21 protein-coding genes are annotated in these 21,278 nt (G+C 66.4%); 10 read left to right on the top strand and 11 right to left on the bottom strand.

Features of this window, described 5'->3' with window-relative positions:
- Nucleotide 1: 1 nt before the first annotated feature.
- Nucleotides 2-3,193, bottom strand: a complete 3,192-nt coding sequence (locus HCU64_RS23010) for an efflux RND transporter permease subunit (protein WP_233386658.1) — start codon at nt 3,191-3,193, stop codon at nt 2-4.
- A gap of 35 nt (nt 3,194-3,228) precedes the next feature.
- Nucleotides 3,229-4,473, bottom strand: a complete 1,245-nt coding sequence (locus HCU64_RS23015) for an efflux RND transporter periplasmic adaptor subunit (protein WP_233386660.1) — start codon at nt 4,471-4,473, stop codon at nt 3,229-3,231.
- Between the two features lie 125 nt (nt 4,474-4,598).
- Between HCU64_RS23015 and HCU64_RS23020 the strand changes: the two genes are divergently transcribed.
- Nucleotides 4,599-5,222 (top strand): TetR/AcrR family transcriptional regulator, encoded by a 624-nt coding sequence (locus tag HCU64_RS23020; RefSeq protein WP_233386662.1) that lies wholly within the window; start codon nt 4,599-4,601, stop codon nt 5,220-5,222.
- Nucleotides 5,223-5,405: 183 nt separating this feature from the next.
- On the opposite strand, the gene HCU64_RS23025 is transcribed toward HCU64_RS23020, so the two are convergent.
- Both HCU64_RS23025 and HCU64_RS23030 read right to left on the bottom strand, forming a co-directional pair.
- A complete protein-coding gene (locus HCU64_RS23025) occupies nt 5,406-6,449 on the bottom strand; it encodes a GlxA family transcriptional regulator (protein WP_233386664.1) in 1,044 nt (347 codons plus the stop codon).
- Nucleotides 6,450-6,483: 34 nt separating this feature from the next.
- Nucleotides 6,484-6,990 (bottom strand): winged helix-turn-helix transcriptional regulator, encoded by a 507-nt coding sequence (locus HCU64_RS23030; protein WP_233386666.1) that lies wholly within the window; start codon nt 6,988-6,990, stop codon nt 6,484-6,486.
- Between the two features lie 108 nt (nt 6,991-7,098).
- On the opposite strand from HCU64_RS23030, the gene HCU64_RS23035 reads away from it, so the two are divergent.
- The 4 genes from HCU64_RS23035 to HCU64_RS23050 all read left to right on the top strand — a co-directional run bounded on the left by HCU64_RS23035 (nt 7,099) and on the right by HCU64_RS23050 (nt 11,317).
- Nucleotides 7,099-8,280, top strand: a complete 1,182-nt coding sequence (locus HCU64_RS23035) for an MFS transporter (protein WP_233386668.1) — start codon at nt 7,099-7,101, stop codon at nt 8,278-8,280.
- A complete protein-coding gene (locus HCU64_RS23040; protein WP_233386669.1) occupies nt 8,277-9,275 on the top strand; it encodes a DMT family transporter in 999 nt (332 codons plus the stop codon). The genes HCU64_RS23035 and HCU64_RS23040 overlap by 4 nt, the downstream gene beginning before the upstream one ends.
- 82 nt (nt 9,276-9,357) lie before the next feature.
- Entirely contained in the window at nt 9,358-9,873 is a 516-nt protein-coding gene (locus tag HCU64_RS23045) for a DUF1993 domain-containing protein (RefSeq protein ID WP_233386670.1), read from the top strand.
- 25 nt (nt 9,874-9,898) lie between these two features.
- Nucleotides 9,899-11,317 carry an MFS transporter gene (locus HCU64_RS23050; protein ID WP_267922610.1) on the top strand — a complete coding sequence of 473 codons (1,419 nt, stop codon included), beginning with the start codon at nt 9,899-9,901 and terminating at the stop codon, nt 11,315-11,317.
- A gap of 345 nt (nt 11,318-11,662) precedes the next feature.
- On the opposite strand, the gene HCU64_RS23055 is transcribed toward HCU64_RS23050, so the two are convergent.
- The 3 genes from HCU64_RS23055 to HCU64_RS23065 form a co-directional block, all read right to left on the bottom strand.
- The gene (locus HCU64_RS23055; RefSeq protein ID WP_325170018.1) at nt 11,663-12,418 is read right to left on the bottom strand and encodes an SDR family NAD(P)-dependent oxidoreductase; all 756 of its coding nucleotides are present in this window, start codon (nt 12,416-12,418) and stop codon (nt 11,663-11,665) included.
- Complete coding sequence (locus HCU64_RS23060) at nt 12,384-12,572, bottom strand: ribosome modulation factor (RefSeq protein ID WP_233386672.1); 189 nt, start codon at nt 12,570-12,572, stop codon at nt 12,384-12,386. Before HCU64_RS23060 ends, HCU64_RS23055 begins: the two co-directional genes overlap by 35 nt.
- A 66-nt stretch (nt 12,573-12,638) precedes the next feature.
- Nucleotides 12,639-13,187, bottom strand: a complete 549-nt coding sequence (locus HCU64_RS23065) for a cytochrome b (protein WP_233386673.1) — start codon at nt 13,185-13,187, stop codon at nt 12,639-12,641.
- Between the two features lie 178 nt (nt 13,188-13,365).
- Here HCU64_RS23065 and HCU64_RS23070 point away from each other — a divergent pair, with 178 nt between their 5' ends.
- The 3 genes from HCU64_RS23070 to HCU64_RS23080 are packed head-to-tail and all read left to right on the top strand — an operon-like array spanning nt 13,366 to nt 16,697.
- On the top strand, nt 13,366-14,463 hold the full coding sequence (locus HCU64_RS23070; RefSeq protein WP_233386674.1) for a glycosyltransferase family 4 protein: 1,098 nt from the start codon (nt 13,366-13,368) through the stop codon (nt 14,461-14,463).
- A 3-nt stretch (nt 14,464-14,466) separates the two neighbouring features.
- Entirely contained in the window at nt 14,467-15,555 is a 1,089-nt protein-coding gene (locus HCU64_RS23075; protein ID WP_233386676.1) for a glycosyltransferase, read from the top strand.
- Nucleotides 15,552-16,697 carry a glycosyltransferase gene (locus HCU64_RS23080; protein WP_233386678.1) on the top strand — a complete coding sequence of 382 codons (1,146 nt, stop codon included), beginning with the start codon at nt 15,552-15,554 and terminating at the stop codon, nt 16,695-16,697. The genes HCU64_RS23075 and HCU64_RS23080 overlap by 4 nt, the downstream gene beginning before the upstream one ends.
- Here the strand turns inward: HCU64_RS23080 and HCU64_RS23085 are convergent.
- The 4 genes from HCU64_RS23085 to HCU64_RS23100 are packed head-to-tail and all read right to left on the bottom strand — an operon-like array spanning nt 16,629 to nt 19,966.
- On the bottom strand, nt 16,629-17,480 hold the full coding sequence (locus HCU64_RS23085) for a glycosyltransferase family 2 protein (RefSeq protein WP_233386680.1): 852 nt from the start codon (nt 17,478-17,480) through the stop codon (nt 16,629-16,631). The genes HCU64_RS23080 and HCU64_RS23085 overlap by 69 nt on opposite strands.
- Nucleotides 17,477-18,082 (bottom strand): SAM-dependent methyltransferase, encoded by a 606-nt coding sequence (locus HCU64_RS23090; protein ID WP_233386681.1) that lies wholly within the window; start codon nt 18,080-18,082, stop codon nt 17,477-17,479. Before HCU64_RS23090 ends, HCU64_RS23085 begins: the two co-directional genes overlap by 4 nt.
- Entirely contained in the window at nt 18,079-18,816 is a 738-nt protein-coding gene (locus tag HCU64_RS23095) for a PIG-L deacetylase family protein (RefSeq protein ID WP_233386682.1), read from the bottom strand. Before HCU64_RS23095 ends, HCU64_RS23090 begins: the two co-directional genes overlap by 4 nt.
- 4 nt (nt 18,817-18,820) lie before the next feature.
- Nucleotides 18,821-19,966, bottom strand: a complete 1,146-nt coding sequence (locus HCU64_RS23100) for an acyl-CoA dehydrogenase family protein (protein ID WP_233386683.1) — start codon at nt 19,964-19,966, stop codon at nt 18,821-18,823.
- A 513-nt stretch (nt 19,967-20,479) separates the two neighbouring features.
- Here HCU64_RS23100 and HCU64_RS23105 point away from each other — a divergent pair.
- A complete protein-coding gene (locus HCU64_RS23105) occupies nt 20,480-20,680 on the top strand; it encodes a Gfo/Idh/MocA family oxidoreductase (RefSeq protein ID WP_442786006.1) in 201 nt (66 codons plus the stop codon).
- Between the two features lie 186 nt (nt 20,681-20,866).
- Nucleotides 20,867-21,244 carry an exopolysaccharide production protein YjbE gene (locus HCU64_RS23110; RefSeq protein ID WP_233386685.1) on the top strand — a complete coding sequence of 126 codons (378 nt, stop codon included), beginning with the start codon at nt 20,867-20,869 and terminating at the stop codon, nt 21,242-21,244.
- Nucleotides 21,245-21,278: the final 34 nt, after the last annotated feature.

Raw genomic sequence — 21,278 nt, forward strand, 5'->3', positions numbered from 1 at the left:
ATCAGGCGGAATGGGGCTCGGGGGCTTTGGCTGGTGTCGGGGTCGGGGCGGGCGCCTCGCGGCGCTTCGAGCCGATGCGGCGCACGATCACGTAGAAGGTCGGCGTGAAGAGCAGGCCGAAGACGGTCACGCCGAGCATGCCGGTCAGCACGGCCGTTCCGAGTGACTGCCGCATCTCGGAGCCGGCGCCTGTGGCGATGGCCAGCGGCACCACGCCGAGGATGAAGGCGAAGGAGGTCATCAGGATCGGGCGAAGCCGGACCCTGGCCGCTTCGATGGCGGCCTCCACCGGCGTTTCGCCGTGCTCCTCGGCCTGCCTGGCGAACTCGACGATGAGGATCGCGTTCTTGGCCGCTAAGCCCACCAGAACGACGAAGCCGATTTGGGCGAGGATGTCGATCGGCATGCCGCGCAGGTCGAGACCGGTCGCCGAAGCCAGCAGACACATCGGCAGGATCAGCACGATGGCGAGCGGCACCGCCCAGCTCTCGTATTGAGCGACCAGGACGAGGAAGACAAACAGTCCGGCGGCTGCGAAGATCGCGATGGTCGGCGTGCCCTGCTGCTCTTCCTGGTGGGCGAGGTCGGTCCACTCGAACTCGAAGCCGGCCGGCAGCACCTGTTTGGCGAGTGCCGACATCTCCTTGATGGCCGTGCCCGACGACACGCCAGGGGCTGCGGCGCCCATGATCTCGGCCGCCGGCGAGAGGTTGTAGCGCGGCACGCGATAGGGGGCGGTCTGGGTCTTGAAGGTCGCGACGGAGCCAATCGGCACCATCTCGTCGCTGGCGTTGCGGGCCTTCAGCCGGGCGATGTCGTCCGCCGTCCGACGGAACTGCTCGTCAGCCTGGACGAAGACCGGATAGGTCCGCCCGAAGAAGTTGAAGTCGTTCACATACTGCGAGCCGATGTAGAGCTGCAGCGTCGAGAACACGTCGCTCGGGGTCAGGCCGACCTTCTCGGCCTTCAGGCGGTCGATGTCGGCGTAGATCGAGGGCGCGCCGGCGTTGAAGAGGGTGAAGACGCCCCCGAAGTGCCCGGACTTGTTGGCGGCCGCGACGAGGTCGTTCGTCGCCTTGGCCAACGCCTGCGGTCCGTGCCCGGCGACGTCCTGGATCATCAGCTTGAAGCCGCCTGCCGCACCCAGTCCCTGAACCGGCGGCGGGTTTACCACGATGACGTAGGCGCCCTGGATGCCGGCGAGCCGCGCGCGGATCTTCGGCAGCATCGAGGCCGCGTTGATGCCGGGAACGTGTTTGTCGTAGAGCGAGGGCAACCCGTAGAAGACCGTGCCGACGTTCGGGGCGATGGTGCTAGTGGTGACGTCGAAGCCGGTCACCGGCGAGGTATGGGTGATGCCCTTCACCTCGGGCGTGTCGAGGATGATCTCGTTGACCTGGCGGACGACGGCGTCGGTGCGGTCGAGGCTGGAGCCCGGGGGCAACAAGGCGACGACGGCCTGGTAGCCGATGTCCTGATCCGGGATGAAGCCGGAGGGCATCCGCGACATCTGGAAGCCGGTCAGGCCGATCAGCCCGACATAGACAATACCGACGATGGCCGAGGCCCTGATCAGACGCCCCGTGAAGCGGCCGTAGCTCGACGACAGCCACTCGAAGCCCGTGTTGAAGCGACCGAACAGGGCCTGGACGATCCGGCCGACGAAGCCCTTCTTCGCGTGATGGTCGTGCGGCTTCAGGAGCACCGCGCACAGGGCGGGGCTGAGCGTCAGCGAGACGAAGCAGGAGATCACCGTCGAGGCGGCGATGGTGATGGCGAACTGCTTGAAGAACAGTCCCGAGATGCCGGAGATGAAGGCCGTCGGCACGAACACCGCACAGAGCGTGAGGGCGATGGCGATGAGCGCCGTCGACACCTCGGTCATCGTCCTGTGGGCGGCGTCTCGGGGAGACATGCCCGCGGCCATGTTCCGCTCGACGTTCTCGACCACGACGATGGCGTCGTCGACCACGATGCCGACGGCCAGCACCAGGCCGAACAGCGACAGGTTGTTGATCGAGGCGCCGAAGATGGCGAGCAGCGTGAAGGTGCCGATCAGCGAGATCGGAATGGCGATGACCGGGATGATGGTCGCGCGCCAGCTCTGCAGGAAGATGAAGACCACGGCGACGACGAGGAGGACCGCCTCGAAGATCGTATGGATGACGCCGTCGATGGACTGGTCGACGAAGTTCGTCGGATCGTAGATCTGGATGTAGTCGATGCCGGGCGGGAACTTCGTCTTCTTGAGCTCCGCCATCTTGTCCCAGATCGCGTGATGGAGCTGGTAGACGTTGGCGTCGGGCGTCGCGATCACGAACCACGGCGCGGAATCGTAGCGATCGGCATAGGCCTTGGAGCTGTAGTCGGCCGATCCGATCTCGGCGCGGCCGATGTCGCGGATGCGGGTGACGCGGCCCTGCTTGTCCGACTTGACGATGATGTTCTCGAACTCTTCCGGCGAGGTCAGCCGGCCGAGCGCCTCGACATTGATCTGGTAGGCCGCCGGGCTGGAGAGCGGAGGCTTGTTGAGAACACCCGCCGAGACCTGCGTGTTCTGGGCGCGGATGGCGGCGAGGATTTCGTTGGCCGTGATGTCGTAGGCGGCCGCCTTGTCCGGATCCACCCAAACCCGCATCGAGTATTGTCGCTCGCCGTAGATCTGGAAGTCCGCGACGCCCGGGATGCGCGCGATCTCGTCACGGATGCGCAGCATGAAGTTGGAGATGTATTCGGGCGAGCGCGAGCCATCCGGCGAGTAGACGTGAACGCCGAGCAGCAGGGCCTGGATGGTCTTCTTGACCTGGACGCCCTGGAGTTGGACCTCCTGGGGCAGCCGGCTCAGCACGTCCTGGACACGGTTGCGCGTCAGCATCAGCGCCGTGTTCACGTTGGTGCCGATCTTGAAGATCACCGTGACCGTGAGGGCGCCGTTCCCGGTCGACTGGCTGGAGATGTAGTCCATCCCCTCGACGCCATTGACCGCCTGTTCGATGGGCGTCGCGACGGTCTTGGAGATCGTCTCCCCCGAGGCGCCGGGATAGACGGTCGTGATCTGCACCGTCGGCGGGACGATGCTCGGGTATTGGGCGATGGGCAGCGAGATCATCGTGGCCAGACCGAAGGCCACGATGAAGATGTTGAGGACCACGGCGAAGCGCGGGTGGTCGATGAAGAAGTGCGCGAGTTTCATGGCTGCCCCCGAGGTCTTGAATTCGAGCCGGGCCGTCAGTCCTGGGCGGACGCGACGGCGACGGTTGCGGTCTTGGCGGCGACCTTCGTTCCGGGCCGCGCGAGCGCGATACCGTCGACGATGACCCGGTCGGTCGGCGCGAGGCCCGAGCGGATGACCCGAAGGCCATCGCGCAGGTCGCCGACCTCGACCTTCTTCGGGGTGACGACGTCGTCGGCACCGACGGTCATCACGACGAAGTCCGACTGGTCGGGCAGCACGGCGGCGTCGGGCACGAGCAGCGCCGGGGCCGGCTTGGACAGGGCGAGGCGGATGCGGGCGAACTGGCCCGGCGAGAGAAACAGGTCCGGGTTGGCGTAGGTCGCGCGAGCGTGGATGGTGCCGCTGGACCGGTTCAGGACGTTGTCGACGAAGTCGAGCTTGCCCTGCCTGTCGAAGCGCGCCTCGTCCCCGAGCGAAGCCGTAACGACCTTCGAGAGCGGCGCGCTCTGGTCGCGGCGCTCGCGCTGGAACTTGAGCCAGTCGTTCTCGCTCATGTCGAAGTCGAGGTAGATCGGGTCGAGCGACACGATGGTGGCGAGCAGCGTGGTGGCGCTGGCGGCCGCGCGGCTGCCGGCGATCAGGCTGCCGAGAGACGGCTGCCGGGCACCGATGCGACCGGTGAACGGCGCCGTAACCCGGGTGTATTCGAGATCGAGCTGCGCATCGCGGACGCGGGCCTGCCCGTCGTCGAGGGTGGCCTTCGCGGCCGCCACCTCGTTGGAGCGCTGGTCCAGCGTCTCCTGCGTGGCGAACTGGCTCTTCGCCAGGGACTGGGAGCGGGCGAGCTGGCTCTCGGCCAGCGCGAGACGGGCCTTGGCGGTCTCGACTAGCGCCTTGGCCTGGGCAAGCTTGATCTCGTAGGGGCGAGGATCGATCACGAAGAGCAGGGCGCCCTTCTTGACGATGTCGCCGTCCTGGAAGTGGATCTCGGTGAGCGTGCCGCCGACCTGGGCGCGCAGCTCGACACGGTTGATGGCCGAGAACTGGCCGAGGCCCGAAAGGCGGACGTCGACGTCGCGGCCCACCGGGCTAGCCACCGTGACGTGGGGGACGGGAGCGGCCGCCGGGGCCACCGCGTGCGCTGCCTCGTAGTGCGAGTAGCCGTAGAACCCGGTGCCGCCGAGCAGCAGCGCGACCAGCGGCAGAGCCAGAAGGCGGCCCTTGCCGGAACGCTTCGTCGTGACTTCCGCCGGGACGGCCTCGAAGTCGGAGAGAGATTTGGGGGCGACGTTCATCATGGTCGAGGGTCCTTCACGCTCCGACCCCGAGGGGTCTTTATTTGTGGAGCGATAGCTCCTATAAAGATGCATATGGCGAAGCGTACGGCCTCGTCAACACATTTTTGGAGCGAAGGCTTAGAAAAATGTCGGAGCCACAAAAAAGGGGTCGCGGTCGGCCCCCGAAGCTCGACCGGCAGGCGGCCCTGCGGGACGCGATGACGCTGTTTTGGGAGAACGGCTACGAAGGCACGACCTTCGACGACCTCATCGGCAAGATGAGCATCAGCCCGTCGAGCTTCTACAATGCGTTCGGGAGCAAGGAGCGGCTGTACCGTGAGGCGACCGAGTGCTTCGTCGAGGGTTCCAGGAAGTGGATCTTCGACAGCCTGTTCCAGGAGGGCGTGACCGCGCGCACCGCCTTCTCCAACCTGTTCGAGGCGGTGGCGACGCAGTTCACGAACCCCGACATGCCGCGCGGCTGCATGGTCTCCCTGTCCGGCACCCATCAGGGGTCGAGCCTGACGTCGCTGCGCGAGATGATGGTGGACATCCGTGCGGGGACGGAAACCTATTTCGCCGAGCGCATCCGCAAGGGCATCTCGGAGGGCGACGTGCCTGCCGATGTCGACGTGGACGGTCACGCGGCGTTCCTCAACACGTTGCTGCGCGGCCTGGCGGTCCAGGCTCGCGACGGCGCTTCCCGCGAGAAGCTGGCGAGGATCGCGAAGGCTGGCCTGGACGGGATGCCGGGGCGGTTGAGCGCCTGACGACGGCAGGCACATCGCGTTCGGTCCGGGCGTCCCGTCGAGCGTCGGCCTTCCGGCGACCTCCAGGCGTTTGTCGCCTCCGCGTGGTCCGGCCCAAAGGTCAGTCAGGCTTCAATTTCGGCCAAACCGTAGCGGTAGGCAGGCCGGCGCACCTGCTCGTCTCCGTCGGGACGATCGATCGCCCTATGATGCCGGTTCGGCGATCCGGGGCTCGTCGTGAGCCCGGGCGAGACCATGATCGGCGGTCCCGCTCGCGCATTCCCCGCCCACCGACGCTCGCCCGAACCGGCTCCTGATCTCGTTCGGGGTGGCGTTCAGGTGACGGACGAAGGCCCGGCGCATCCGTTGTTGGTCGCCGAAGCCGTAACGACCGGCGATCCGTTCTAGGTTGGTGTCGCTCCTCTCGATCGCCTCGCGTGCGGCCTGGACCCGCAGGGTCTCGACGAGCTTCGCCGGAGCCATCCCCGTGCCGGCGACACAGGTGCGGGTCAGCGTCCTCAGGCTCATGCCGGCCCTCTCCGCCAGGCTCTCGGCGCGGAGGTCCGCCGCGAGGTTATCGGCGATCCAGGCGAGGAGCTTGCGCACCGGGCCTTTCGTGTCGGCGATCTGGCCCGACAGGAGCGTGCTGAACTGGCTTTGGCCCCCAGGTCGCTTGAAGAAGACCACCAGTTCCCGAGCCGCTTCGAGCGCCGTCTCGATACCGAGATCCTCCTCGATCAGCGCCAGTGTCAGGTCGACTCCGGCGCTGATGCCCGCCGACGTCCAGATGCGGCCGTCCTTGATCCAGATCCGGTCGCGATCCGCCTTGATGTGCGGGAATCGCCGCTCCAGCTCGTCGCAGAAGCGCCAGTGCGTGGCGGCGCGCCGGGTTACGAGGAGGTCGGCCTTCGCCGCCAGGAACGCGCCGGTGCAGACGCACGCGACCCGCGTCGCGCGCCGGGCGAGTGTGGCGACCCATTCGATCAGCGCCGGATCTTCGATCGCTTCGAGCGCGGCGTTGCCGCCTGGGATGATCAGGGTGTCGATCAAGTCGCCGACCGATGCCGCCGGGACGCTCCCGAACGCGACGCCGGGACAATCGCTCTCCACCAGGCCGCCCGAGACCGACGCGAGGGTGACGGCATACGTTCCAAGCCCGGTCGCGCGTAGGGCCTGCACGGGGCCGGCCACGTCGTAGGAGGCAACGCCAGGATAGACGACGATGCAGACGTTTCGCTGTTCATCCATTAGGCGCTGGTCCTGTCGCCCTCGTGCCACGCGTTCAGGCGTGGCCGAGGACCTTCCTATTCCGGTCCTCGATGACCGCGTGGGTGGTGGCCGTGGCTCCCGGCCCGGGCGCGAAGCGGACCTCGCGGAAGGACAGGGGCCGCCCCCCCTTCGCGCGCACGGCGAGGGGCTCGACCGGCTCGCCCGTAGCGTCCTCGACAAGCGCCGTGCGGGGCTTGCAGTCGTCGGCCAGCCATCGGTCGCCCCACTGCATCAAGGCGACGATGACCGGGTAGAGGTCCTCACCCTTCGGGGTCAGCCGGTAGCCGTCAGTGTTCGCGCGCTCCTCGATCTCGAAGCGCTCGATGATCCCGAGCTCGGTCAACCGCTGGAGGCGGGCGGTGAGGATGTTCCGGGCGATGCCGAGCTCGCGCTGGAACTCGTCGAACCGACGGGCGCCCTGCGTGCACTCGCGCACGATCAGCAACGACCACCACTCCCCGACCTCCTCAAGCGCCCGGGCGATGGAGCAGTTCATCCCGGAGAAGCTCTTGCGCTGCATGGGAACCCACCAAGAAAATAACAGTTGCATCATAAAACTGATGCGCATAGTTGCATCATGCAACTGCGATGGCGCCTCGTCAACTCGCGGCTACCAGAGGAGGTCTCCATGGATCGGCGTTTGCTCGTACTTGCCCTAGGGATGTTTGCCCTCGGGACCGACAGCTTCGTGATGGCCGGGGTGCTCCCCGAGATCGCCCGTAGCTTCGACGTTTCCATCGGCGTGGCCGGTCAGGTCACGACGGTCTACGCTATCACCTATGCCCTGATGGCCCCGACCATCGCGGCGGTCGCCGCGAACGTGCCCCGCAAGGCCCTGCTGCTCGCGAGCCTCGCGACCTTCGTGGTCGCCAACCTGGCCACTGCCCTGGCACCGACCTTCGGCTTCGCACTCGCAACACGAGTCCTGGCCGGTATCGGGGCGGCGATGTTCGCTCCGACCGCAACCGGTGCCGCTGCCACCATGGTGCCCCCGGAGAAGCGCGGCTTCGCGCTCGCGGTCGTGATTACGGGACTGACCACCTCGACGGCCCTCGGAACTCCGGCCGGCGCGCTCATCGGCGGCCTCGGCGACTGGCGCTGGACGATGGTGTTTGTGTCGGCCCTGGCGGCCTTCTCGGGCCTGGGCGTCTGGGCGCTGCTGTCCCACATCCCGCTGCCGCCGGCGATCAGCCTGGCGAAGCGGATTGCACCGGTGCGTGACCCACGGGTCGCCCTGACCCTGCTCACCACTCTGGTCTACCAGACCGGTCACTTCATCACGTACACCTACTTCGCTGTCGTCTTCGACCGGGTTCTCGGGAACGACACCTTGGTGATCAGCGCCCTGCTTGTGCTCTGGGGTGGCAGCGGCATGGTCGCCAACCTCGTGACCGGCCGCCTGGCCGACGCGATCGGCAACCGCCGGGTGATCCTGGCCGGCTTGGTGATCCTGATCGCGGTCATGGCTTGGTTGCCCTACGCCAGCGCGAACCTCGGGATGACGGCCGTCGCTGTCGCAATCTGGGGTGCCGTCGCCTGGGGCCTGCTCGCCCCACAGCAGCACCGTCTCGTGGTCGTCGCACCGCAGTCGGCGCCGGTCGTGCTCGGCCTGAACACCTCCGGCACGTATCTCGGCGTGACCGCGGCCGGCGTCATCGGCGCCCTCGCTATTCCCGCGGTCGGCGCTCACGCGCTGGGCTGGGTGGGTGCCGGCATCGTCTTCGTAGCGCTCGGCCTCGCTGAGTTGGCGACCGCGAAGATCAATGCCTCGAACCGAGTGGCCCACCAGGGCGCGTTGGCCTCCGCGTGACACGTTCCTCGAAACCCGGCCCCAGCATCCAACCACCGCTGGGCCAGCCCACGACATCGAGGCCGCCCGTCGCATCCATCGACGGGCGGCCTGCCGCGTCATCCACGCTGACGACCCTCAGTCTCTTCGCCTTCGTCGTGACGGCCTGGAGCCTCAACTGGATCGCGATGAAGGTTGCGGTGCAGGAGGTCAGTTCCCTCTGGGCGGTCGCCATCCGAACGGGGCTCGCCGCGCTGGTGCTCTTCCCCGCGTTGCTGGTCGCCGGGCAGCTTCGGCGCCCGTCCGGCGCCGACCTGTCCATGCTGCTGGTGATCTCGCTCTTCCACATGACCGGCTTCGCGGCACTGATGACTGCCGGTCTCGCACTCGTTCCCGCCGGTCGCGCCGTCGTGCTGGGCTACACCACGCCCCTCTGGGTCACGCCAGCCGCGTTCCTCTTCCTCGGCGAGCGCGTCTCGATCTGGCAGGCGGTCGGCATCCTTGTCGGTCTCGCCGGATTACTATCGTTGTTCGGCCCCGCGAGCCTGGACTGGGGCGACCGGCAGGCCCTTGTCGGCCAGGGGTTGCTGCTCGCGGCCTCCCTCTCCTGGTCGGTCAGCATCATCTACACCCGCCTCCACCGTTGGGTTTCGACGCCGCTCCAACTCGTGCCCTGGCAATGCCTGCTGGCCACGACGGTGCTCGTCGGGCTTGCGACAACCGTCGATGGGGCGCCCCCGGATCCTTTTCGGATGAGCGGTCGGGTTCTGCTGTCGCTCGCCTACAACGGCGTGATCGGCACGGCTCTCGGGTTCTGGGCGATGATGGTCGTGAGCCGGCAGGTATCCGCCACGACGGCCTCGCTTGGGTTCCTGGCGACCCCGTTGCTTGGCATCGGACTGTCCGCTGCCATCCTAGGCGAAAGGCTGGATCCCGGACTGATCGTCTCCGCGCTCGTCATCGTGGCCGGGATCGTCATGGGCACGATAGGACGGACGTCCCCCGATCCACGCTGATGCTCTCTCGCCCTAGCCGGATCGCAGGAGTACAGGCGTCGGCCGTTGCGAGCGAGCGCTCCCATCACCGGAGATCATCTCAATGCCCCTCTCGATGTACCAGGCCTCCATTCCCGTGCTGACGCGGGGGCTCGACGTCCTGTCGACGTTGCTCGGAAAGGGAGCTGCCCACGCCGATGCGGGCGGGCACGACCGCGCGACCATCGTGGCGGCCCGCCTCGCGCCGGACATGTTGCCTCTGTCGGGACAGATCCAGCGGGCGAGCGACACGGCGAAATTCGCCGCTGCCCGCCTGACCGGTGTCGACGGCCCTTCCTTCGCTGACGAGGAAGCGACGCTCGATGACCTTCAGGAGAGGTGCGCGAAGACGATTGCGTACCTTGAGACGGTGAGCCTCGATGCCTTCGCGGGCAGCGAGACCCGGCAGATCACGTTCGGGGGCGGAACGTCCAAGACCACGCTTCCGGGCGATGCCTACCTGCTCCACTTCGCGCTGCCGAATTTCTTCTTCCACGTCACGACCGCCTACGACATCCTTCGCCATGTCGGGGTTCCACTCAGCAAGCTCGACTATCTCGGGATGCCATCACGGAGTTGAGCCGCACGGGACGGTCTTGATGTCGATGAAGCGCCTCCCAGAGGCGGGCCGTCCGGCTGGCGTTGCGCGAAGGGACGCGCGGATAGACCGCGCTCCACGGCACCCTTCGCTGACGCTGGCGACATGCATCCTGGCATCGAGCTTGGCACTCGTGGACGGATCGGTCGTCAACGTCGGGCTCGTGGCCTTGGCTCGCGACCTCGGAGGAGGATCGGCCGGGCTTCAGTGGGTGATCAACGGATATCTCCTCCCGCTGACGGCGCTTCTCCTCTTCGGCGGAGCCCTCGGCGACCGAATCGGGCGACGCCGGACGCTGCTCCTCGGGGTGGGGCTCTTCGCCCTTGCATCCGTCGCCTGCGGGCTGGCCCCGTACCTGTCGATCCTGGTGCTGGCCAGAATGGCGCAAGGGATCGGAGCGGCTCTTCTCCTACCGAACAGCCTCGCCATCCTCAGCGACACCTTCAGCGGGGAAGCACGCGGTCGCGCCGTCGGGATCTGGTCTGCCGCGGGCGCCGCGACGGCGGCCATCGGGCCGGTCGTCGGGGGCTGGCTGATCGACTGGATCGGCTGGCGCGCGATCTTCCTCATCAACATACCGCTCGCCGTGGGTGCCGTGCTGCTGGCCCTGCTCTACGTCAGGAAGGATCGGGCGGTCGACGATGCTCACCTCGATTACGGCGGGGCGTTGCTCGCGACGCTCGGCCTCGGAGCGATGACATGGGGACTCATCGACGCCTCCGGGGAACGGGGTTTGACGCTGCAGGCGCTCGCGCTGCTCGTTGCCGGAGCCGCGCTCCTTATCGGCTTCCTCATCTGGGAGAAGCGCCTCGGCGATCAGGCCATGATGCCGCTCGCCCTGTTCGGAACACGGTCTTTCGCCGGACTGACGCTGCTGACGTTCCTTCTCTACGGCGCGCTTGGAGGGATACTCGTCCTGCTTCCGTTCGTATTGATCGAGGCATGCGGCTATTCGAGCACGGCCGCCGGTGCGGCATTGCTGCCCCTGCCGCTCATCATCGCCCTGGGATCTCCCGCGCTGGGCGGTCTCGCGGGACGGCTCGGGCCTCGTCCGCTCCTCATCGCCGGCCCGATCATCGTCGGAGCGGGATTTCTCCTCCTCCTGCGGGTAGGCGACGCCACCAGCTACTGGTCGAGCGTCCTGCCGGGGCTCGTCGTCGCCGCGTTCGGCATGGCGTGCGCGGTCGCCCCTCTGACGACCGCGGTGCTTGGTTCGGTCGACGACCGGCACAGCGGGTCCGCATCCGGTTTCAACAGCGCCGTCGCACGAGCCGGGGGGCTGGTGGCGACGGGTTTGATGGGCGGCATCTTCGCCGCACGAGGCCCTGCGCTCCACGAGGCTTACGCGGTTGCCGTCGTCATCATCGCGGCCGCGAGCCTGCTCGCCGGCGCGGGTGGGGTGATGGTCACCAAGCGCATCGGCTGACGCACGAAGCAGCGGCGAAGCAAGCGCCAGGCGGCGGAACGCGAAGGTCAAGACATTATGCGGGCCACGACATGCGGAGCCAAGTCTGGTCCTCGGTCCAAGGCTCCTCGAGCGGAGGCCGTTGCGTCAAGCAAACAAGACAGGCCGGACGCCGATCTCTCGCAAGGCTTCTGAAAGGCGCTTCCCGTCTTGCTTCCTGCCGCGTTTGATGTCTGCTTCGGGTCAGTCTTCCGGAAGAATGAAACGACCGGGATGGGCGCGGAGCGGCCGACTAAAGCTGGCCGAGAGCTGACAGGCCGCTTTCGGGTGCGCGGGCCGAAAAGCAGACACGGCAATACGTTCGCATCACGGCGGTACGGGCTGACCGTCCCAGGCGAATATCTTACCGCTATCGCTGACTTTGAGCCCTTCCAGCACATCCATCAAATGCATTGCGCACTCCTCGGGCGCGAATACACCCGGGGCGTTTTCATCCGGTCGGAAGGGTTGCGACAGCGCGGTCCTGACCGTCCCTGGATGGAGCCCGACGACGACCGTCTCCGGGTGTGTTCGAGAGGCCTCGATGGCCAGCGTGCGGAGGATCTGGTTCAGGGCTGCCTTGGAAGCTCGGTACGCGTACCAGCCGCCCAGGCGGTTGTCGTCGATGGAGCCGACCCGCGCCGACAAGGCGGCGAAGACGCTCCGGCCAGATCGCGGCATCAGTGGCACGAAGTGCTTGGCCACGAGCGCGGGTCCGATGGTGTTCACCGCGAAGACGGAGGCCATCGCAGCCGGATCCAACACTCGGATCGCCTTCTCGGGCTTTATGTCGGGTCCATGGAGGATCCCGCTCGCGACTACGACGAGCCCTATCTGGCCTGCCGCTGCGGTGACCTGGGTAGCAGCGGTAACGGATGTCTCGTTGGTGACGTCGATGGTCGTAAAGCGTATCGGCGCCGGCAACGATATGTCCGAGCGCGACAACGCGAAGACCGTTTCATAGGCGTCTGAGTCCGCGATGGCTTGGGTAAGGGCCCGACCGATCCCGCCAGATGCGCCAATGACGACCGCATTCGTAATGAAGAGCTCAGCTCTGATCGATCGGCAGGTCCGGGCCCTGATCGACCGGTTCTCCGTCGAACCCTTCCATCCAGGCTACTCTCTCACGAGACTCCAACGGATACGGGCAGGCGTCCTTCGATCGTCCCGATGCCCGCACGTTCGCACCTTCCACGGCCAGTTCGAGCCGACGCTTCGGATCCAGGTCGTCCGTCATGCCGCGCTCCTCATCCTGCCGGCCGATGCTGCTCCGAACAGAGAACCCGATCTCGGACCGGCTCGTTCAGATCATTCGTTCAAAGACGTCGTCATGTCTCGAACGTCGGTGAACGACCGACATGGTCACGTGGCCGAGAATGCTCGCGAGGAGGAGGAAGCCGAGCCAGTAGTGCAGGAGATCGCCCGGCACCATCATCCACTCGATCTTGTAGTCTCGGGCTGCCATCAGCTCGACGCCGAAAAGCGAAAATCCCTTCCCCGACCCGTACTGCCTCAGCATTGCGAGGGAAGGCACGACGACCATCAGAGCGTAGAGAAGGACGTGACCAGCCACCGCTGCGCGGCCGAGGCGTCCGGGATGCGCGGGCCTTCTCCGGAGGTTCAGCAAGCCCCAGACGCAACGGAGCAGGACCAGAACGAATAGCATGAAGCCCATCGTGAAATGGCTTCCCCCGACAAGGCGCGTGATCGCCTTGTCGCCGATACTGACGAACAGCAGCGCACCCGCGAACTGCCAGCCGAAGAACGCTGCCATGCACCAATGGAAAGCGCGGCTGATGCGGCCGTAGCGCTGCGGAGTGTCGAACCAACCCGATCCCATCGTCTCGCTCATGCCGTGTTGGCTGTTCCGCAGGCCCGTTGCGGCGATCGACTTTCCACAAGCGATGAGGAACCCGCGCCATCGGCCGCAGTTCTCGCGCGAGTTGGAGAGAGATTCGAAAACATAGGTTTGCGACGCGATACGCGGAAGTTGCGACCGTCCCATGCCATCGCGCCGGTGAAGACCTTTCGTGAAGATCGCACTTCTCGCTCATCTCAAATATCCGATCGCGCAGCCCTTCGCTGGCGGCCTGGAGATGCAGACGCATCTGCTGGTTCGAGGTCTCCGAGAACGTGGCCACGACGTGGCTCTTTTCGCGTCGCAGGGGTCGGACGCAGCGCTCGAGCCCTGGACCGTTTGCGCTCCGACCGGCGAAGCCTTCGACGACCCCGTCCGTGCTCTCGAAGTCGATGCCATCGAGTTCGCCACCTACTCGAATATCCTGGAGGCCGTCGGTACGGGCGACTTCGACCTTGTGCACAACAATAGCCTGCACGACCTCCCATTCCGCGCGGTCCGGCATCTCGGCATACCGATGCTCACGGTGCTTCATACCCCCCCTTTCCCATCGCTCGTCGCTGGCGTTGAGGCGGCCGGCGCAGACATGACCTATGCCGTTGTCTCGCAGACCCTGGCGGCGAGTTGGCAGCCACATGTGTCCGATGCCTACGTCATCGGAAACGGCATCGACCTGTCGACCTTTCGCTTCGAGGTGGAGGCCGCTCGGCCATCCTACGCCTTCTGGAGCGGTCGGATCGTGCCGGAAAAGGGTCTGCATCTGGCGATCGATGCCGCCCGTCTCGAGGGGCTTCCCCTGGTCTTCGCCGGCCCGCGCACTGACGTCGCCTACTGGGCGGCCGAGATCGCGCCGCGGCTCGGCCCAGACCTGACCGACCTCGGCCACCTCCCGCATGACGAGTTGGCCCGTTATCTCGGTCGGGCCTGCATCGCACTGGTAACGCCGCGCTGGGAGGAGCCGTTCGGCCTTGTCGTTGCCGAGGCTGTCGCTTGCGGCACGCCAGTGGCAGCTTTTGCTCGAGGCGCTCTGCCGGATCTCGTGACGCCCTCCTGCGGACGCTGCGCCCACGCCGACGACGTCGAGGATCTCGCTCGCGCCATCCGCGAGGCGCGCCGGCTCGACCGATACTCCTGCCGAGCCTACGGTGAGGCACATTTCGACGCCGGGACCATGATCGACGCCTACGAAGCGCTCTACCGTACCGTCCTCGCCGCCTCGGATCGCGGAGCCGCAGACCCCGGCGAAGCACTCGACGCGGCAACGGTCTGAAGGATGGCCCATCGCAACGAGCCGGCGGTGGTTTGCGTGCCGGCGCGTGACGAAGTCGAGCGGCTTCCCCGTCTGATCCGGTCGCTCGCCGCACAGGAGTGCTATTCGGAGGCGGACCGTCTGCGCGTCGTGGTCGTGGCCAACAATTGCAGCGATGGGACGGTCCAGGCCGTCGAGACGATGATCGCCGGCAACGAGACGGCCTCCCTGGAGGTGCGTTTGATCGAGACCACCTTCGCCTCGCAGGCAGCCCATGTCGGCACCGCGCGCCGCCTCGCCCTCAACACCGGCGCAGAGTGGCTCGACGCGGACGGATGTGAGGACGGTGTTCTGCTGACGACGGATGCCGACGCGTGGCTACCTCTGACCTGGGTCGCCGCCAATCTAAGGGCGCTGGCCGCCGCCGAGATCGTCGGTGGTCGACTGGTCATCGCCTACGAGCGCGAGCCAGACCCGGCTGTCGCTCGGTTGAACGACAGGATCGAGCGCTACTGGCAGGCGGTGCGCGCCCTCGAAGAGCAGCTCGATCCGCCGGCACACGACCCTGCGCCGCGCCACGGCGATCATACCGGAGCGAGCCTCGCCCTGCGGGCCGACCTCTATCGAGGCGTCGGGGGCCTGCCGCTGCTCGACCGGGGCGAGGACAACGCGCTGGTTGCTCGCGTGCAGGAGCAAGGGGGCCGCCTGCGACATTGCCCCGACGTCTTCGTTCGAGTCTCCGACCGGGCGGAAGGCCGGGCCAAGGGCGGCATGGCACCGGAGATGGCGCGACGTCGCCTCGCGGCGAGCTGTGAAGATGCCTATCTGCTCCCCGCTACAGAACATTGGCACGGGCTCGTTTTGCGCCGCGCTGCCCTCCGGCGGTACTGGCCAGCGGCTGCGACTGCGCCCGGTTGGTCGGAGGTCGCCCGGCGGTTCGAATTGGGCGACGAGGATCACGCCGCCATCTCTCCCGGTTCCTGCGCGAACGCCATTGCCTTCGTCGAGCGCACCAGCCGGCGGCTCGAAGCCCGAACCGCCGAGCCACCGCTGCAGGATCTCGATGCGGCGTTGGCCAGCTTCGATAGGATGCTTGGAGAGGGGGCGCCATGACCCGTCCGATCGGCATCTACGTCCACCACCATGGAGCCGGGCATTGGCAGCGCGCCTGTCGGATCGCGACCGCCCTGCGCAGACCCGTCACCCTGCTCGGCACCTTCAACGAACGGGATACGAAAGAGGCGCGCGTTCCACTCGTTGACCTGCCGGACGATCGTATCGTCGGCTTCGACGGCGATGACGGAGAGGCCGAACGTCCGGAGGCTCTGCATTACGCACCGCTCAACCATCCCGGCATACGCGAGCGCATGGCGAGGATCGCGGCCTGGATCGCGAAGGCCGATCCGGTTTTGGTGATCGTCGACGTCTCGGTCGAGGTCACTCTGCTGTGCCGTCTCTTGTCCGTGCCGACCGTGGTTGTGCGTCTTGCCGGTTCCCGGACAGACGCGCCTCATCTCGGGGCGTTTCGCGCGGCGACCCGCCTGATCGTACCCTATCCCGCCGCCCTCGATGCCGCCGACGTGCCGGAGTGGGTCCGCGCCAAGTCCTTCTTCTCAGGCTTTCTCGGGTCGTCCCCGGTCACGAAGGGCGCGGAAGACGGCCGCATCGTCGTCGTGTTCGGACAGGGCGGCCGCGGTGGCTGCATCAGGGATCTCGCCGCTGCTTCGCGGGCCATTCCCGATCGGACGTGGCATGTCCTAGGACCCGTCGAAGGCACGGATGACGGCACGCCGCTGCCGTCAAACCTGCACCTTCACGGCTGGGTCGAGGATGTCGACGCGCATCTGTCACAGGCATCGCTCGTCGTCGGAGGAGCCGGTGACGGCGTCGTCGCGGCCGTCGTCGCGGCGTCCAAACGGTTCATCTGCCTGCCCGAGCCGCGCCCCTACGGCGAACAAACCACCAAGGCCGACGCTTTGGCGAGCCTCGGCGCGGCAATCATTCATCACGGCTGGCCGAGTGCCGCGGCCTGGCCGGATCTCGTCCGCCAGGGGATGGCATTGGACGCTTCGCGGATCGCCAGTCTTGCCGACCCGGATGCGTTGGTACGGACCATCGCGGAGGTCGAGACCATGGCTCACGAGATCCAGGACGGGGCCGACCCAGCGCTTGAAACGAAGCCCGCTTCAGAATGCCCGCTCCGGAGGCAGCCGGGCCGCCGCGATCTCGTCCGAGGTCGGCGAGCGCAGGATTGAGAGGATGTCCTGTCGGTCCCAGGCGATCAGGCCGCGTTCGGCGAACGCTTCGAGCCAACCCTCCATCGGCCAGATGCCGTGACGTGCCTGGAAGCGGCGAGCGCTCCGGATGATGTCCGAAAAGTGCTGGAGCGGCGGATCGCAGGATGGATGGTGCTGATGCCATGCGCGCGGCCCACCGGCGAAAAGCACGGGTACGCCGTTTGCCTTTGCCCTGAAGGCGAAGTCGGTATCCTCGGCCCCGTAGCCATCGAACCCATCGTCGAAGCCACCGAGACGATCGAAGGTTGCTGAGCGGACCGCAAAGGCGAGCGACCAGAACAGCCCCGGTTTCTCTGCCGGAACGACGCCGCGCTTCGGAAACCGACGCACCGGATGCGGACGACCGAGCTGGTCGAGGTGTTCCGCCGTCCATCCGTTGGCAACCGCGCCCGCCGGTAGGTAGCGGACCTCGCAGCAGACGAGTCCATCCTTCTTGGTCGCGGCTTCACTGAAGCCGGCAACGAGATCGGCTGACGGGATGCAGTCGACGTCGAGGAAGACGAGCATGTCACCGGAAGCTGCGGCGCGTCCCGCGTTGCGTGCGGCAGCAAGCGGCAGTCCTTCGGTCTGCAGGTCGATCCGACGCAAGGCAAAGCCGGTGCCGGGCAAAGGAGCCGCGTCACCGCCCATCTCGACGACGATGCATTCGGCCGGTCCTGAACCCCGTGAGAGTCCTTCCAGAAGCCGAAGAAGGTGCGCGCGGCGCCCTTTGTTGATCGTCACGACGCTGACGGCGGTCATGGGCGCGCCGCTTCCACGCCGGTTCTTCGGAGCACATCGATGCGATAGCCATCCTTGCGCGATTGGTCTTCGAGCGTGGCGAAGGCGGACGCTGTCTCGATGAAGCCGTCGGCGGCCTCGTCTCCGGTGAGCGGGTAGTCGGTCTCGCCGAGATAATGGACCAGCACGACGTCGCCGCCTGGGAGCAGCGAACCCTCGACGCGGGCTACCAGCAGGGCGAGATCGGCACGGTCGAGGTAGTAGACGACCTCCGACAGCAGGATGAGATCGAAGCGATCGTCCGGCCACTCGCTGGGCACTGTGGCGAGCTGGAAGCGTATGTGATCGAGACTGGCGCACATCCTCCTTGCGCTCTCTAGGACGGACGGCACAACATCTAGCGCCGTGAGCTTCTCGCATCGATTTGCCAGCTGTCGCGTCAACACGCCGATCGAGCAGCCGACCTCCAGCACGGATGCGTATCGGTCACGCGGCAGGCTTGCGAGCGTCGCCGCGTACTTCTCGTGCTCGTAGCCGCTCGTGGCGAAGCGCCACGGGTCTGGATCGTCGGCATACATTCCGGAGAAGTACTCGGGAGATAGCGAAGTCGGATGTCGGCTCATGCGGACATCGCGATGAAGGGTTCGTAGGGTCCGCAGAGTCTGTCGATCATAGCGGGTTCCAGACGGAAGCCGCCCGGATCGTCGGCGATGAGCGCCGTGGTCTGTGAGGCGTGCGCCGCAACGGCCTGCCGCTTCGCCTCGATCGCTCCGGTCACGTCGAGACGCACTCCCCTTGGTGGGGCCCCGACATCAGCCTCTGCCGGCAGGGTGTGGCCCCATACTGGATACGCGAAGATGCGAACTCCGACGAGCCGGGGGCGGGCCAAGGCGACGATCGCGGCGGCCGCCTGGTGATCGCAGTGGGGATCACGGCCCCAGGTCACGCAGACCGCGCCGGCTCCGCAGGCGTGAGCCGCCTCGACGATCGATCCAGCGGCGGCTTCGGCTTGCGGGCCTTTGCTCGGTACCCCGGCGTCCGGCAAGCGCAGGAAGCGCACAGCATCGGAGGCGAGGCCCAATTCGGCTACCGCCGCCAGGGTCTCGACCTCGCGGAGAGCCCGAAGGCGCTCCGGCGGATAAAGGAGGGAGTGTGTGTGGGAGCCGCAGCCGTCGCTCAGCACCACCAGCCGGACAGGGCGGTTGGCCGCCGAGGCCAGCGTGATCAAGCCACCGCATCCGAGACTCTCGTCGTCGGGGTGCGGCGCGACGACGACCAGGCCGCCACGGTCGAGAATTGCATCGAGCGAAGCGACGGGTAACCGATCCAGGGTTGCAAAGAAGGCGTCGGCGCGCATCCCGTCAGAGTTTCTGCCAGAGCGCGTGGAAGGCTCCCGCCTCATTAAGAACGTAGCCGGCCGCCGAGGCCAAGGCGTGGTCGGGCGCCGGCTGACGCAGATAGGTAGCGAGGTCGCGAACGCGGCGTTCCAGCGGATGCGTCTCGAGGAAGCCCGACAGACCCACGGAGCGCTGAGCCAGCTCGATCACGTCCAGCCCCGATCGCTCGACGGCGCCTCGTGCGAGATTGACGTAGGCAATGGCGGCCTCCGGATCGGCCTCCGCCGCGGCGGCAGCTTCGGCTGCCCGCGCGACGAAGAGCCGTGCCGTTTCGACCCGCGTCGCCGCCTCACCAAGCCGGGCACGCTGATGAGGATCGCCACCGCGATCTGTCGTGACAAGATGGATGCGAAGCGCCTCGAACACGGCGGCGATACCGCCACACTGCACAGCGAGGAAGCGCCAGGCGCCGCATGAGAAGAACGGCTGGCGCATGTAGTCGTCGGGCTCGCCGACCATCGCCCCGACATCGAGCTGCAATCCAGAGAAGTCCACGGTGCCGGTTGCAGTCGCCCGCATCCCCTGGGCCCGCCAGGTTTCAGTCTCGGCGCGTACGCCCGGTTCGAGCGGCACGATCAACATCAGGCGCCGCCCGTCATCGATCCGCGCCGTGACCAGGGGACGCGTGACATGACCCGCGCCAGAGGCGAAGCATTTGGACCCGGCGAGCTCCAGTGCTCCGCCATGCCGCGTCATCGACAAACTGCCTTGAGCAGGCTCGGTATTCCAGACGCCGAAGAGATGGCCCGCCTTCGCGTCAGCCGACACCTGCTTTCGTGTTTCCGCGTTTCCGTATCGCAGCGCGAGGGCGAGCGCATTCACATGGCCCTCGTAGAGCCGTCCCATGACGAGGCTGCCGCGTCCGACAAGGTACAGCACGTCGCGCAAAGCTGCGGTCTCGCTCGCCTCGCAGAGGTTCGCCCCTCCAAGTTCGATGGGCAGCGGAGCCGTCAGAAGCCCGTTTCGGCGGAAGTGCTCAAATGCATGCGTAGGGAAGGCGTCATGGCAATCGAGATCATTGTCGAGCGTCGCCGCAGCAGCGACGACGGATTCAGTGTCGGCGAGGGTGGAAGACGTCGTCGTCGGCGCCTCTTCAAAATAAGCAAGCATCGTCGGGAAAGGATCGCTCTGCTGGCCGAGTCAGCTCGGCTTCGCGGGAGAACGCGGCGTGAGCCATGAATTGTTCCGCTCCGGGCGAGATCGGTGATCAGTGTTGCGACTCGACGTTCATCGCCTGCGAGCGGTCGGCGCCGCGATCTCTTTGAATTGCGAGCGAACCCTCTCGTGAGTGCGTCATCGCGCGCATTATGGACGTGTTCGTTGCCAGCGCGCCGCGGAAGCGGTGGTGCCCCCTGTCGAATAGCCGATGCGCGACCGGCCGGAGGACGCTAATCGTCTTGCGGCCGGTCCATGCTCAATTTCTCTAGTGCGTGGCTGCTGCAGCGCTCCGGGACGACGGAGGTCCAACCGTCGCGCGAGGATGAAGACGTTGATCGGTACGGCGATGTCGGGTCACTTCCAAAAATCGCAATCACGTCTCGTTGATATTCACGGAGAATATGACATCGCATCTATTGGAGCCCGCGACGCTTCGCGCCGTCGGCGCGGCCGCGACAGCAAGAACTGCGTGCGGCCGAGCTCGACCATATGGCCGAATGCATCCTGCAGAGTCGCAAGCCGCATACTCCCGGCGAGGAGGGCCTGCAAGACCAGATGCTGATGGAAGCAATCTACGAAAGCGCCAAGACTGGTGCGCCGGTAAAACTGAAGGCGTCGGACACGCTCGACGCGTTCCGAGGGACCCCGCTGTCTGACGAAGAATAGACAAGCAGGCGTTGCCCGTATCCCTCGCGATCAATCCAGCGACGGGCATCGTCCCTTTTCATGCCGCCGCAGATCTCCTCGCATCGGGAACGCTGAGGAGTTCGGTCAGGCCGCTCGTTGTTGTTTTGCCGGGAACTCTGACTGGGGCTGCCTGATTGCCCCGGCTCAATGAACCGGAGGAAACACATGAAATCGGCTTTCGCCGCGAGCGCCCTCGCGCTTCTGATGTCTCTGTCTGTCGCTACGGCCGCTCCCTGCAATACCGGTTCGACGAAAGGCAAAACTCCAGAAAATTCTGCCTCGAACGACAAGAGTTCGGCCACTGACAAGTCGAGCAAGAACGAAGCTGGCGGTCAGCAGCCGGCGTCGCCTGGCACTGTCGGCGCAATGAACAACGCCGGTGCGAGCCAAGGCGTGGGCCAGCAAGCTTCGACCGACAAGAGCAAGGAAGATCCTGCTTCGAAGAATACGGCGGGCGGCAATCAACCGGCGTCCCCAGGCACTGTCGGCGCCATGAATAACGCTGGCGCCGCCCAGGGCGTCGGCAAGGACGATGGCTGCTGACCATCGCTTGCAGCGCATGAGAGTGTGAAGCCCG

This window comes from Methylobacterium sp. C25, from assembly GCF_021352225.1.
In the GTDB taxonomy this organism is placed as follows: Bacteria; Pseudomonadota; Alphaproteobacteria; order Rhizobiales; family Beijerinckiaceae; genus Methylobacterium.

Bases quoted from the DNA above. Each gene is read 5' to 3' on its own strand.
- HCU64_RS23010 (WP_233386658.1), bottom strand. From the start codon at position 3,193: ATGAAACTCGCGCACTTCTTCATCGACCACCCGCGCTTCGCCGTGGTC.
- HCU64_RS23035 (WP_233386668.1), top strand. From the start codon at position 7,099: ATGGATCGGCGTTTGCTCGTACTTGCCCTAGGGATGTTTGCCCTCGGG.
- HCU64_RS23025 (WP_233386664.1), bottom strand. From the start codon at position 6,449: ATGGATGAACAGCGAAACGTCTGCATCGTCGTCTATCCTGGCGTTGCC.
- HCU64_RS23110 (WP_233386685.1), top strand. From the start codon at position 20,867: ATGAAATCGGCTTTCGCCGCGAGCGCCCTCGCGCTTCTGATGTCTCTG.
- HCU64_RS23100 (WP_233386683.1), bottom strand. From the start codon at position 19,966: ATGCTTGCTTATTTTGAAGAGGCGCCGACGACGACGTCTTCCACCCTC.
- HCU64_RS23060 (WP_233386672.1), bottom strand. From the start codon at position 12,572: ATGACGGACGACCTGGATCCGAAGCGTCGGCTCGAACTGGCCGTGGAA.
- HCU64_RS23015 (WP_233386660.1), bottom strand. From the start codon at position 4,473: ATGATGAACGTCGCCCCCAAATCTCTCTCCGACTTCGAGGCCGTCCCG.
- HCU64_RS23080 (WP_233386678.1), top strand. From the start codon at position 15,552: ATGACCCGTCCGATCGGCATCTACGTCCACCACCATGGAGCCGGGCAT.
- HCU64_RS23050 (WP_267922610.1), top strand. From the start codon at position 9,899: ATGAAGCGCCTCCCAGAGGCGGGCCGTCCGGCTGGCGTTGCGCGAAGG.
- HCU64_RS23065 (WP_233386673.1), bottom strand. From the start codon at position 13,187: ATGAGCGAGACGATGGGATCGGGTTGGTTCGACACTCCGCAGCGCTAC.
- HCU64_RS23095 (WP_233386682.1), bottom strand. From the start codon at position 18,816: ATGCGCGCCGACGCCTTCTTTGCAACCCTGGATCGGTTACCCGTCGCT.
- HCU64_RS23090 (WP_233386681.1), bottom strand. From the start codon at position 18,082: ATGAGCCGACATCCGACTTCGCTATCTCCCGAGTACTTCTCCGGAATG.
- HCU64_RS23085 (WP_233386680.1), bottom strand. From the start codon at position 17,480: ATGACCGCCGTCAGCGTCGTGACGATCAACAAAGGGCGCCGCGCGCAC.
- HCU64_RS23030 (WP_233386666.1), bottom strand. From the start codon at position 6,990: ATGCAGCGCAAGAGCTTCTCCGGGATGAACTGCTCCATCGCCCGGGCG.
- HCU64_RS23075 (WP_233386676.1), top strand. From the start codon at position 14,467: ATGGCCCATCGCAACGAGCCGGCGGTGGTTTGCGTGCCGGCGCGTGAC.
- HCU64_RS23020 (WP_233386662.1), top strand. From the start codon at position 4,599: ATGTCGGAGCCACAAAAAAGGGGTCGCGGTCGGCCCCCGAAGCTCGAC.
- HCU64_RS23045 (WP_233386670.1), top strand. From the start codon at position 9,358: ATGCCCCTCTCGATGTACCAGGCCTCCATTCCCGTGCTGACGCGGGGG.